Here is a 12373-nt window from a genome sequence, read left to right as displayed (position 1 = left end):
GCGGTTCGGGCCACAACCGCCCAACCCGGGGCCCGGCGTCGCGGTGCCGCTGGCCCCCTCAGGGGCGCACCGCGCCCCGATCCGCACCCGCCGGTCTGACGAACGGCCGGTCGCGCGACGCCAGATGGGCCTCCGGGCCGGCGGACCGCAGCACCGTGTCCAGTGCCAGGTCCGGGTCGCTGGTGTAACGCCCGCTCGCCCAGGCCGCGTTGGCCTCGATGATCGCCCAACGCCCTTCGGTGCGGCCGACGTCGAGGACGATCGCGGACGGCAGTGTGGTGCCGCACCGGGCGAGCACGTCGGCGCCGAAGGCGGCGGCGTCCGCGGCCAGCGGCCCCGGGGACAGGAGGCCGTCCTCGGCGTAGCGGCTGCCGGTGCACACCTGCCTGTCCAGCACGTACAGCCGGTGTTCGACGGTGAAGGGGACGATGTCGGAGACCAGCACCACGGTGTCCGGGTCGACCGCGTCCGGGCCAGGGAGCCGGGAGCCGTCGGCGTATGCCATGGCGCGGATGGTCTTGTCGTTGGGCGACTTGACGAAGGCCGGGCGGCGCAGGGCGTACGCCTCGCTGAGCGGCAGCGCGCGGATCTCCCGCCGCAGGAGGTCGCGGGGCAGCCCGGCGAGCCAGTCCGCGGGCGCTTCGAGCGGGGCGATCCCGAGCGGGGCGGCCACCGCGTCGGCGAAGGACGGCCCGGCGTGCAGATGAGTGGCGCGCAGGCCGTGCGGCACGGTGAAGTCCGGCAGTTGAACGGTGTGCAGGCCGCGCCGACGGGCGGTGTCGCGCAGGGTGGCGGCCGAGTCGGTCAGCCGCGGCGGCAGCAGCAGCGTCGCCCCGCCGGTGTCCGTCCGCGGCTCTCCGGCGGCTCCGTCCCCGTCCGTTCCCCCCTGGCGCATGACCGGCAGCGTAGCGAGGGGACGGGCTGGGCTGCGCGGGGTTTTCCGAGTCGGGTGGCGGCCCGGATCCGGGCCGGGTGGCGGCCGGGATCCGGGCCGGGTGGCGGCCGGGAGGGTGATCGTTCAGGAATCGCTTGACCTCAATATTGGTTGAGGTTTTAGGTTCCCGTTATGTCGCCGGTCACTCACGGCGATCCCGTGACGACCCCGGCACACTGGAGGCCACCATGGACATGGAAGTCACCGCCTGGCACGCGCTGCACAGCACGATGACCGCGCAACAGGGCCGGCGCCCCTTCTCCCGGGGCACGCTGCGCCGCATCCTGGCGTTCGCCCGGCCGCACCGGCGGCAGCTGGTGTGGTTCCTGGTGCTGAGCACGGTGACCGCGATGCTCGCAGTGGCCACACCGCTGCTGGCCGGCCGGGTGGTGGACACCATCGTCGGCCGCGGCTCGCCGACCGTGGTGCTCGGGCTGTCCGGCCTGATCGCCGTCATCGCGCTGGCCGAGGCCGCACTGGGCCTGCTGACCCGCTGGCTGTCGGCGAGCCTGGGCGAGGGACTCATCCTCGACCTGCGCACCGCGGTGTACGACCACGTACAGCGGATGCCGATCGCGTTCTTCACCCGCACCCGCACCGGCGCCCTGGTCAGCAGGCTCAACAACGATGTGATCGGCGCCCAGCGGGCGTTCAGCGACACCCTCTCCGGCGTCATCAGCAACATCGTCACGCTGCTGCTCACCCTTGGCGTGATGCTCAGCCTCTCCTGGCAGATCACCCTGATCGCGCTGGTGCTGCTGCCGGTGTTCGTGCTGCCGGCCCGCCGCGTCGGCCGGCGGCTGGCAGAGCTGCGCCGGGAGGGCGCGGACCACAACGCCGCAATGGGCACCCAGATGACCGAGCGGTTCTCCGCGCCCGGTGCCACCCTGGTCAAGCTGATGGGCCGGCCGGCCCGCGAGTCCGCCGAATTCGCGGGCCGGGCCCGCCGGGTGCGCGACATCGGCGTCCGCTCGGCCATGGTGCAGACGTACTTCGTCACCGCGCTCACCCTGGTCTCCGCGCTGGCGCTGGCGGTCGTGTACGGCCTGGGCGGCTTCCTCGCCCTGCGCGGCCAGCTGGAAGCCGGCGCGATCGTCTCGCTGGCGCTGCTGCTCACCCGGCTGTACGCCCCGCTGACCGCGCTGTCCGGCGCGCACATCGAGGTGATGAGCGCGCTGGTCAGCTTCGAGCGGGTCTTTGAGGTGCTCGACCTCACGCCGCTGATCACCGAGAAGCCGGACGCCCGCGCCGTTCCCGCCGGCCCGGTGTCGGTGGAGTTCGACTCCGTACGCTTCGGCTACCCGGCCGCCGACAAGGTCTCGCTGGCCTCCCTGGAGGAGGTCGCCACCCTCGACACCCGGGGCGGCGAGGAGGTGCTGCGCGGCATCTCCTTCCGCGCCGAGCCCGGCCAGATGGTCGCCCTGGTCGGCTCCTCGGGCGCCGGGAAGTCGACCGTGGCACAACTGCTGCCGCGGCTGTACGACACCGATGCCGGGGCGGTGCGGCTGTCCGGCGTGGACGTCCGGGAGCTGACCGCCGCCTCGCTGCGGGACACCCTCGGCATGGTCACCCAGGACGGCCACCTCTTCCACGACTCGATCCGCGAGAACCTGCTGCTGGCCCGGCCGGAGGCGACCGAGGAGGAGCTCTGGGACGCGCTTGGCCGGGCCCGGCTGGAGGAGCTGGTCGCCGGGCTGCCCGACGGCCTGGACACCGTCGTGGGCGAGCGCGGCTACCGGCTCTCGGGCGGCGAGCGGCAGCGGCTGACCATCGCCCGGCTGCTGCTGGCCCACCCCCGGGTGGTGATCCTGGACGAGGCCACCGCCCACCTGGACAACACCTCCGAGGCGGCGGTGCAGGAGGCCCTGACCGAGGCGCTGGAGGGCCGTACCGCGCTGGTCATCGCGCACCGGCTGTCGACCGTACGGGCCGCCGACCTGATCCTGGTCGTGGAGGACGGGCGGATCGTGGAGCGCGGGACGCACCGGACGCTGCTGGCGGCCGACGGGCGGTACGCCGAGCTCTACCGGACGCAGTTCACCGACGCGGAGGCCCGGTGGCAGACCGAGCGGGAGGCCGCGTCCGGGTCCGTGACCGAGGCGGCGGCAGAAGCCGCGGAGCAGGCCGCGGAGGAGACCGCGGAAGGGGCCGCGGAGCAGGCCGGCCGCCGCGATCCGGGTCCGGAACCGGCCACCGCGCCGGCGCTGGTGAACTGACCTGGCACCGGAAGGCCCCCGCCCCCTTGGCGGGGGCCCGCGGCGTGCCGAAGACTGAAGAGATGACGCAGCGCGCGGAACACTCCATGGTCATGGACCGGCTCGCCCTCGACGACCTGGTCACGGGCTATGCGCTCGCCGTCGACGACGGTGATTGGGCGAGCTACCGGACCCTGTTCACCCCGGACGCCCGGGTGGACTACCGCTCCGCCGGCGGGATCGAGGGCCGCGCCGAGGACGTCGCGGCCTGGCTCGCCGACACGCTCCGGCACTTCGCGATCCGGCAGCACCTGATCGTCAACCGGCGGATCACCCTGGGTCGGCGCGACGGCGCGACCGGCGAGACCGCCGCCGTCCGGGCCGACTACCTCAACCCGATGCGGCTCGCCGGCTCTCCACCGGATACCGAGGGCGGCCCGACCGCCCCCAACTACACCTGCGCCGGCCGCTACGACTTCACCGCGCGGCGCACCCCCGACGGCTGGCGGCTGACCGGGGTGGTCGTCCACGAGAAGTGGCGGCAGGTCCTGCCCGCGGACGGCTGACGGCCCGCAGGGGCCGGATCCGGCCGTCCCGGCGACGCCCCCTTTCCTTGATCGGCCCGCCCGCGCACACTGGCCGTCCAACCGCGGCAACCGGCACAGGGAGGCCGAATGGACAGCTCGCCCGGCCCCCGCCCCCGGTGGCTCGGCTCCCCCTGGGGCCGGGGGGCCGCCGCGGCGTTCGCGGGTGCCGTGCCCGCCCTCACCTTCCCCGCGCCGTCCTGGTGGTGGCTGGCCTTCGCCGCGCTGGTGCCCTGGCTGCTGCTGGTGCGGTCGGCACCCACCTACCGGCGGGCGGCGCTGGACGGCTGGCTGGGCGGCACCGGCTTCATGCTGGCGGTGCACCACTGGCTGCTGCCCAGCCTGCATGTGTTCATCCTGGTGCTGGCGCTGCTGCTGGGTGCGCTGTGGGCGCCGTGGGGGCTGCTGGTACGGGCGCTGCTGGGCCCCGGAGCCGGTGCCGGGCGGTGCACGGCCGCGCTGGTCCTGGTGCCCTCCGGTTGGCTGATGGTCGAACTGGTCCGCTCCTGGCAGTACTTGGGCGGTCCCTGGGGGCTGCTGGGTGCCAGCCAGTGGCAGGTGCCGCCCGCCCTGCGACTGGCCTCGCTCGGCGGGGTCTGGCTGGTCAGCCTGCTGATCGTGGCGGTGAACACCGCCCTGGCCGAGCTGATCGCCCGCCCCGCGGGGCGGCTGCCCGCGGTCGCCGGGCTGCTGGGGTGCGCCCTGGCGGTCACCACGGCCTGGTTCTGGGCGCCGGTCCCCCGCCCCGCGGGCACGGTCCGGATCGCGGTCGTACAGCCCGGCCTCACCGGCACCCCCACCGAACGGCTGGCCCGCAGCGAGGCGCTCACCCGGTCGCTGGCGGGCCGCGGGGTGCGCCTGGTGGTCTGGGGCGAGAGCAGCCTCTACCGGGACCCCGCCGACCACCCCGAACTCGCCGCCCGGCTCGCCGCGCTCTCCCGAGGGACCGGCGCCGAACTGCTGGTCAACGCCGATGCGCCGGTCAAGGGCAGGTCCGGCATCCGCAAGAGCGCGGTGCTCATCGGCCCGGCCGGCCCGACCGGCGCCCGCTACTCCAAGATGCGGCTGGTGCCGTTCGGCGAGTACATACCCCTGCGGTCCGTCCTGGGCTGGGCGACCAAGGTCGGCAAGGCCGCCCCCACCGACCGGATCCGCGGCACCCACCAGGTGGTGATGCGGGTCGCCACCGCCGGCGGGCTACGGATCGGTCCGCTGGTGTGCTTCGAGACCGCCTTCCCCGACATGAGCCGCCACCTGGCCCAGGACGGCGCCCAGGTGCTGGTCGCCCAGTCCTCGACCTCGACGTTCCAGGACAGCTGGGCGCCCGCACAGCACGCCTCGCTGGGCGCCCTGCGCGCCGCGGAGACCTGGCGGCCGATGGTGCACGCCACGCTCACCGGCGTCAGTGCGGTCTACGGCCCCCGCGGCGAGGAACTCGGCGACCGACTGGGCACCGACCGCAGCGCGGCGGCCGTCTACGACCTGCCGCTGGCCCGCGGCACCAGCCCGTACGTCCGCTTCGGCGACTGGCCGGTGTACGGGGCGCTGGGCGCGCTGCTGCTCTGGGGCGGGTACGCATCGGTCGGCGCGCTCAACAGGCGGCGGGCGGCGGCGCGTCGCTGACCTGCTCGAGACCCCCCGTGCGCGCCGTACAGGAGTGCGCGGTGCAGGGCCGGCCGCCGCCCCACCGCCTCGTCGCTCCTCGCTGATCGCCACGACCGGCGAGCTGATCCGGAGATCATGAGCGAAAGCCGTGGCCCGGCCCGGCGGGCCGTGGAAGGCTCGGAGACCGGCCGCACCGGCCGCTGCCGCACCGGCCGCTCTCCGTGGGTGTGACGCCCCGCAGTGCGCCGCTCGCCTTCCCGCTTTCCCTTTCTCCCATTGCGAGGTTGCCCGCCCATGTCCACCGACCTGTACGGCGTCCGGGTGCTCGACGTCGCGCCCGACCGGCGCCGGGTGACGTTCGAGATCTTCGTCGTCTACTACGACACGGAGTCCCGGACCTGCGCACCGCTGCCGGACGAACCCGGCTTCTTCCTGCATCTGCTGTGGGAGCGGGCCCGCTGGGACGGTCCGCTGGGCGAACTGATCACCGTCGACCGGATCCTGGACCAGGACTGGGTCGACAGCCACGCCCGATGGTTCATCGACGACGTCGAACGGATCTCCTGCGACAACTACCCGCCCACGGAGGACCACTTCGCCCGGCTGCACGACTTCTACTACGAGCGGGCCGGCGGCTGGCAGGACGAAGACCTGCTCGTCCAGGGCCAGTACACCGTGCATGTGACCGATCCCCGCTGGACCCAGCCGCTGCGCCCCGGGGACTCCTGGGGCACGGCGGCCTACCCCGGGGCCGCCGATCGCCTGCGCCGCGAGGAGGCCCCGCGCGTCCCGGACCTGCGCCACCGCACGGCCACGCTCACCCCGTTCGAAGGGCTGTCCGAGGAAGCGGGCACCCCGGGCGACCTCGCCTTCTCCGACGACGGCCGCTATCTGGCGGTCACCAGCGAGCGCGACGGGGTGGTCGTCTACGACACCGCCGACTGGACCGAACACACCCGCACCTCCTCGGGGTTGGGGCTCTTCCCCGGCCTCATGTGGGTGCCGGGGGAACATGTGGTGGCGCTGAACGAGCGCTTCGGCGGCGCCGCCCGGTGGGCGTACGACGTGGCCGGCGGCGCCCCCGTCGACATCCCCCGGAGCCGGGCCGCGCCCGTTCGCGCACCGGGCGGTACCGCGTGGAGTACGGGGACAGCTACTGGGTCGAATGCGTCAACTCCCCTTCCGAGCACGGCGCGGACGCGGACACCGGCTCAGGCACGGACGAGGGTGCGAAGACTCCGGAGTTCATCGCCGAGTGCGTGGCGTTCACCGCGGACGAGTCCCGGATGTTCGTCGGCGGCATGGGCTCGGAGATCTTCGTGGTGGACCTGCCGACCGGCAGGATCCTGGACACCTTCCCCGACGCCGGGGAACGGGCGTCGGGACTGGCAGTGAGCCCGGACGGCGACTATCTCGCGGTGACCGTGCAGACGAACCGGTACCGCGAGCCCGAGGAGTACGAGCTCCGTGTCCTGCGGGTCGCCGACCACACGATCGTCACGCGCCATCGCGGCGGACCCTACGGCGGGCCGCTGGCTTGGTCACCGGACGGCCGCTGGCTGGCCGCCAACGTGACCACGGGAAGCGACGGTTACGGCGGCGAGACCCGGATCTTCCCGATCGGTCTGCCGAGCGATCCGCCGCCCGCGCTGTCGCCGGGAGCCGCCGAACTGGGGCCAACCACCACCACTAAGAGCGTCCAGCGGTAGGCGTGTGTCGGACGCGGCCAAGGCTGCGGCCGGAGCACCGGGGGCCGTGCTGGGAACGCTCACCGGCACGTCCGGGACCAGCGCGATCGAGGTGACCGTCTCACCCGATGACCACTACGCCTTCGTCAGCCATCCCGCCAGGACGCTCATCGCCGCCCTCGTACACGGCTCCGGCTACGAGCGCATCGCCGGCGCCGACTGTCGGACCGCACGATCAGACGCCGCGTCAAGTATGGGGCCGAGCTCGATAGCCGAGCAGATTCACGCACTCGCCCCTGGGGCGTACGACCGCGTGATCGGCCTGGAGCTCGACGAACTGTCCGTTGACGGCTGCATCACCAAGGCCCCCTGCGGCGGCGAGGCCGCCGAGCGCTCCCCGGTGGACGGGGGCAAGCAGGGCCTGAAGCGCTCGGTGGCCACCGCGGGCACCGCTGTCCCGCTGTCCCGCTGTCCCGCTGGGCATCATCTCGGCTGGGGCCAACCGCCACGGCTCCCCCCTGCTCGTGCCCCCTCAAGGCCGCCGACCTTCTGCGCCCACCCCGACGAGGTCGAGGCCCGCGCCCTGCTCGCCTTCTGCACGGCCATCGGCAGTCACTTCCTCGCCGCCGACCGCCCCGGCAGCACCCGCGCCCCGGTCATCGCCCGCGCCGCCGACATCATCCTCGACGTCCCGCACGACAACCCCGGTGCATACCCCCTTGCCAGGCCCCTGACAGCCGCCGCAGCCGACCCTCCCGACCGGTGCCCCCGCGGCTTCCCTGCTCGGTTCCGCGGGAGGAGGGACGGTGGCGCCGGCTCGTCCCCGGCGCCTCAGGCGTCCTCCCCGGCCCTCAGCCGTCCTGCGTCACCTCGCGCACGATGCGTTCGCACAACTCGTGGGTCTTCAGGGCGTCATCGGCGCTGAGCACCACCCCGGCACGCACCGAGTCGAGGAACGCCAGCACCGCTTGCTCGATGCCCCGCTGCCGCGCGACCGACACCCAGTCGCCACGGCGGCGGATGGTCGGCTGTCCCTTGTGGTCGATCACCTCGGCGAGGTTCACCACCTCGCGCTTGGTGTCCTGCCCCGACACTTCGAGGCGCTCCTCGGCCGACCCGCTCAGCCGGTTCATGATCCCGATCGCCGTGAACCCGTCCCGCTCCGGGGAGCTGCCGGACAGTTGGAGCACCACGTGCTGCATCAGCCCGTCGCGGATCCTCGCGCGTACGTCGATGTGGTCCACCTCGCCGGGGACGAGGAACCGCAGGGTGTCCACGACGTGGATGAAGTCGTCCAGCACCAGCGTGCGCGGGTCCTCGGGCAGTCCGATGCGGTTCTTCTGCATCACGATCAGCTCGCGGGCGTGCTCGCGGCACTGCGAATAGGCGGGTGCGAAGCGCCGGTTGAAGCCCACGGCCAGGCCCACGCCCCGCTCCTCGGCGAGGGCGACGATCCGCCGGGACTCGGCCAGTTCGTAGGAGAGCGGCTTGTCGACGTAGGTCGGTACGCCGGCCTCGATCAGCCGGGTCACGATCCCGGGGTGCGCCGCGGTCGCCGCGTGCACGAAGGCCGCGTCCAGGCCGGTGGCGAGCAGCGCGTCCAGGTCGGTGTGGAGCTGCTGCCCGGGCAGGTGGTAGGCGGCACCGGTCTGTTCGAGCGTGGCCGCGGTGCGGGTGTGCAGATGGAGTTCCAGGCCCGGATGGGTGCCCAGTACGGGGAGGTACGCCTTCCGGGCGATGTCGCCGAGTCCGATGCAGCCGACCTTCACTGATGCTCCTTGGGGTGCGCCGCGGGCCGGGTGTCCCGCCCCCGGGCAGGATACGCGGGGGCCGGCGGGTACCAGTCGGCGATCCCGTCCAGGGCGCGCACCGCCAAGTCCGGCGCCAGGCGGGCGGGCACCACCATCAGCGCGGCGCGCAGCGCACGGGCGGGCCGGGAGCGCCAGGTGGTGAGCCGGCCGATCCGCTCGGCCCGGCGGACCACGGCGCTGGTGCGCGGCAGCCGCTGCCGGGTGTACGCGGCGAGTGCGGCGGTCAGGTCGGCGTCCGGCCCGGCCTCGTGTGCCAGCACCACGGCGTCCTCGATGGTCTGGCAGCCGCCCTGACCGAGGTTGGGGGTCATGGGGTGGACGGCATCGCCCAGCAGGGCGACCCGTCCCCGGTGGAAGGCGGGCGGCGGGGCGGCGGCGGTGTAGACGTCGTTGCGGAGCACGGCGGCCGGCTCGACGGCGGCCAGCAGCGCCGGGACGGGCGGGTGCCAGCTGCCGAACCGGCGCCGCAGCTCCGCCCGCTCGTCGTCGACGGCCCGGCCGCCGGGCGGGACGGCCGCGGTGGCGTAGGCGTAGATCCGCCCGTCCCGCAGCGGCACGGTGCCCCATAGGCCGCCGGGCCCCCAGGTCTCGTGTGCCGTGCAGGGGCCTGCCGGGGCGGGGACGACGAAGCGCCAGGCGGTGAAGCCGGCGTAGCGCGGTTCGGGCTGGCCGGGGAAGACCGCGCGGCGGACCCCGGAGTGGATGCCGTCGGCAGCCACGACCAGGTCCGCGGTCAACTCCCGGCCCACGCACCTCCCGGTCTCGCCTCCCCCGCCGGCCCCGTCGCCCCCGGCCCCGTCTCCTCGGGTCTCGCCTCCGCCGGCCTCCACGACCCGGACGCGCGCGGGGCGGCCGCCGGGCCGCGGGTCCCCCGGGTCGACCAGCGACGCCGTGACCCCGGTGCGGACCATGCCCTCCGGCAGCCGGCCGGCCAGCGTCCCGGTCAGCTCCGCGCGGTGCACGACCAGGACCGGTCCGCCGAAGCGCCGTACGGCCGCGGCGTCGTCCGTCCGGGCGAGCCGCCGACCGCCGGGGAGCCGGAGTTCGCCGGTGGCCTGGCGGGCGGCCAGGGCCCGTACGGCGTCACCGATCTCGAGGGTGTCCAGGGCGCGCTGGGCGTTGGGGGCGAGGCCGATGCCGGCGCCGTTGCGCCGTGGGGTGCCTCCGCCGTCCGCCGGGTGTCCGGACGCGGAGCCCGGATCCGGTCCGGCGGCACGCTCCAGGACGGTGACCGCCCAGCCGCGGCGGTCCAGTGCCACCGCGGCGGTGAGCCCACCGATGCCCCCGCCGATCACGAGGGCGGTGCGTTGCTCCATGACGCCTCCCGGATGCCGTTCCCGCACCGTGCCACGGCAGTTGCCGCAACACTACAGCCGTAGTGCCTTACCTCCGGCCAGACTACACCCGTAGTGAACCCGGTAGGCTCGCCGTCATGACCGCCCGCGACGACCATGCCCCGGCAGCCGCCTCCCGCCTTCAGCTGATCGCCGATGCGGCGCTGCGGCTGCTCGCCGAACGGGGGATGCGCGGGCTGACCCACCGGGCCGTCGACGAGGCGGCCGGGCTGCCGCAGGGCTCCACCTCGAACCTGGCGCGTACCCGGGCGGCCCTGCTGGCGGCGGCCGTACGACGGCTGGCCGAACGGGAGGCGGCGGCGCTGGCGCCGGCCGAGCTGCCGGTGCGCGGGGGCGGTCCCAAGGGCGCGGGGACAGGGGCCGGCAGCACCGCGGCGCGGGCGACCGGCAGCCCCGCGGCCGATGCGCTCGCCGAGGTGCTCTCGCTGGCGCTGCACCGCTACCTCTCCGGGCACCGGGAGCTGCTGGTCGCCCGTTACGAACTGGCCCTGGAGGCCACCCGTCGACCGGAGCTGCGGGAGATCTACGACCGGGCCGGCCGGGGCTTTCGGGAACCGCTGGTGGCGATGCTGGCGACGGCCGGCTCGGTGGAGCCCGAACGGCATGCGCTCAGCCTGGTCGCCTGGTGCGACGGGGTGCTCTTCTCCTGTACGGCGGGCCAGTTCCACGCGGCGGTACCCGATCGCGCGGCGCTGCGCACGTCCTGCCGGGAGCTGCTGGCCGGGATGCTCCGCGGGTAGCGGCCTGGGCGGTGGCTCAGCGCGCCGGTCCGGCCGCCCCGTCGAGCTGGAGCTGCAACCGGTCGATCGCGTCCCTGAGGCCCTGGCGGTACTCGCCGTCGGCGAGGGCGTCGGCCGAGGCGCGGGCCCGCCGGAGCTGGGCGCGGGCGTCGGCCGGCCGGTCGAGGGCAACGTAGTCGGCCGCGATGTTGAGGTGCAGCGAAGGGAAGAAGGCCCGCAGCGCCACCAGGGGATGGCGGGGGCCGGGACCGTCGGCGACGCTCGTCCCCCCGGGGGCGGCGGCCGGGCCGGCCGGCCGCTCGGTGACGAAGCCCTCGGCCGCCTCCAGGGCCCGTAGGTCCCAGTCGAGCTCGTCCCTGGGATCGTCCTGGGTGTCGGCCATGTAGTGGGCCAGGGCGCAGCGGTGGAAGGCGTCTCCCTTCGGCCCGATCTCGTGCCACAACGCCGACAGGCGGTTGCGGGCCTCCTCCCGGTCGCCGGCGCGGTGCAGCATGATCGCCTGGCCGATCCGGGTCAGCACTCCGTCCTCGGGCGTGGCCGCCCGCCGCTCGTACACCACCGCGCGCTCCCGGTACTCGCTCACCACCGACACTGTCGTTTCCCTGACGCTAACCGCCGGAGGTGATCTTCGCTCGGTGTGCGCGACGCGCCGGGCGGCAGGACCGGGGTGCGCCTGCCGCTCGGTGTGCCCGGCGGCTCAGCCCAGGTCGGGGATCCGCCAGTCGATCGGGGTGTGGCCCTGCGCGGCGATCGCGGCGTTGATCTGGGTGAAGGGGCGGGAGCCGAAGAACTTCTTCGCCGACAGCGGGGAGGGGTGGGCGCCCTGCACCACGGTGTGCCGCTCCGTGTCGATCAGCGGCAGCTTCTTCTTGGCGTAGTTCCCCCACAGCACGAACACCGCCGGGTCGGGCCGGGACGCCACCGCGCGGATCACCGCGTCGGTGACCTTCTCCCACCCCTTGCCCTTGTGCGAGTTGGGCTCCGCCTCGCGGACGGTGAGCACCGCGTTCAGCAGCAGGACGCCCTGCTCGGCCCACGGCATCAGGTAGCCGTTGTCCGGGACCGGGTGGCCCAGCTCCTCCTGCATCTCCTTGTAGATGTTCCGCAGCGACGGCGGCGTCTTGACGCCCGGCTGCACCGAGAAGCACAGGCCGTGGCCCTGGCCCGCGCCGTGGTACGGGTCCTGGCCGAGGATGAGCACCTTCACCTGGTCGTACGGCGTCGCCTCCAGTGCCGCGAAGACCTGCTCGCGGGGCGGGTAGACCGGGCCGTTGGCACGCTCCTCCTCGACGAAGTCGGTCAGCTCCTTGAAGTAGGGCTGCTCCAGCTCCTCGCCGAGTACCCCACGCCAGGACTCGGGCAGCAGCATGTCGGTCACCACGTCAACAACCTCCGGTGTGCATTGCGTTCTCCTGGAGAACCTACCGGCGACCACTGACAACGCCGTCCGCGGGCTTCCCC

The 12373-nt window shown here is 74.2% G+C and carries 11 protein-coding genes and 2 pseudogenes; 8 read left to right on the top strand and 5 right to left on the bottom strand.

Annotation, left to right across the window (positions count from 1 at the left end; genetic code table 11):
- Positions 1-58 precede the first annotated feature (58 nt).
- Positions 59-895, bottom strand: a complete 837-nt coding sequence (locus tag AB0G84_RS04135) for an ATP-grasp domain-containing protein (RefSeq protein ID WP_361315225.1) — start codon at positions 893-895, stop codon at positions 59-61.
- Positions 896-1122: 227 nt separating this feature from the next.
- Between AB0G84_RS04135 and AB0G84_RS04130 the strand changes: the two genes are divergently transcribed.
- The 7 genes and pseudogenes from AB0G84_RS04130 to AB0G84_RS04100 all read left to right on the top strand — a co-directional run.
- On the top strand, positions 1123-3150 hold the full coding sequence (locus AB0G84_RS04130) for an ABC transporter ATP-binding protein (RefSeq protein WP_361315223.1): 2028 nt from the start codon (positions 1123-1125) through the stop codon (positions 3148-3150).
- Positions 3151-3212: 62 nt separating this feature from the next.
- Positions 3213-3695, top strand: a complete 483-nt coding sequence (locus AB0G84_RS04125) for a nuclear transport factor 2 family protein (protein ID WP_361315221.1) — start codon at positions 3213-3215, stop codon at positions 3693-3695.
- Positions 3696-3803: 108 nt separating this feature from the next.
- A complete protein-coding gene (gene lnt, locus AB0G84_RS04120) occupies positions 3804-5336 on the top strand; it encodes an apolipoprotein N-acyltransferase (RefSeq protein WP_361315219.1) in 1533 nt (510 codons plus the stop codon).
- Positions 5337-5612: 276 nt separating this feature from the next.
- Entirely contained in the window at positions 5613-6713 is a 1101-nt protein-coding gene (locus tag AB0G84_RS04115) for a hypothetical protein (RefSeq protein ID WP_361315216.1), read from the top strand.
- 23 nt (positions 6714-6736) lie between these two features.
- On the top strand, positions 6737-7027 hold the full coding sequence (locus tag AB0G84_RS04110) for a hypothetical protein (RefSeq protein ID WP_361315214.1): 291 nt from the start codon (positions 6737-6739) through the stop codon (positions 7025-7027).
- Positions 7028-7172: 145 nt separating this feature from the next.
- Positions 7173-7536: pseudogene (locus AB0G84_RS04105) on the top strand (IS5/IS1182 family transposase); the annotation flags it as partial.
- A gap of 14 nt (positions 7537-7550) precedes the next feature.
- Positions 7551-7697 (top strand): annotated as a pseudogene (locus AB0G84_RS04100) (TetR/AcrR family transcriptional regulator); the annotation flags it as partial.
- A 160-nt stretch (positions 7698-7857) separates the two neighbouring features.
- Here AB0G84_RS04100 and AB0G84_RS04095 read toward each other — a convergent pair.
- Together AB0G84_RS04095 and AB0G84_RS04090 are read right to left on the bottom strand one after the other, a co-directional pair.
- Positions 7858-8775 carry a Gfo/Idh/MocA family oxidoreductase gene (locus AB0G84_RS04095; RefSeq protein ID WP_361315211.1) on the bottom strand — a complete coding sequence of 306 codons (918 nt, stop codon included), beginning with the start codon at positions 8773-8775 and terminating at the stop codon, positions 7858-7860.
- Positions 8772-10133, bottom strand: coding sequence for an FAD-dependent monooxygenase (locus AB0G84_RS04090; protein WP_361315209.1), 1362 nt, complete (start codon positions 10131-10133; stop codon positions 8772-8774). Before AB0G84_RS04090 ends, AB0G84_RS04095 begins: the two co-directional genes overlap by 4 nt.
- Before the next feature lie 116 nt (positions 10134-10249).
- On the opposite strand from AB0G84_RS04090, the gene AB0G84_RS04085 reads away from it, so the two are divergent.
- Positions 10250-10912, top strand: a complete 663-nt coding sequence (locus AB0G84_RS04085) for a TetR/AcrR family transcriptional regulator (protein ID WP_361315207.1) — start codon at positions 10250-10252, stop codon at positions 10910-10912.
- Positions 10913-10928: 16 nt separating this feature from the next.
- On the opposite strand, the gene AB0G84_RS04080 is transcribed toward AB0G84_RS04085, so the two are convergent.
- Together AB0G84_RS04080 and AB0G84_RS04075 are read right to left on the bottom strand one after the other, a co-directional pair.
- Positions 10929-11468, bottom strand: coding sequence for a hypothetical protein (locus AB0G84_RS04080; RefSeq protein ID WP_361316762.1), 540 nt, complete (start codon positions 11466-11468; stop codon positions 10929-10931).
- Positions 11469-11609: 141 nt separating this feature from the next.
- A complete protein-coding gene (locus tag AB0G84_RS04075) occupies positions 11610-12290 on the bottom strand; it encodes a uracil-DNA glycosylase (protein WP_361316759.1) in 681 nt (226 codons plus the stop codon).
- Between the last annotated feature and the right edge of the window lie 83 nt (positions 12291-12373).

This window comes from Streptomyces sp. NPDC020742, assembly GCF_040641675.1.
In the GTDB taxonomy this organism is placed as follows: Bacteria; Actinomycetota; Actinomycetes; order Streptomycetales; family Streptomycetaceae; genus Streptomyces.
Note: the sequence above shows the minus strand (reverse complement) of the source record. Positions and strands in the feature narration are given on the sequence as shown.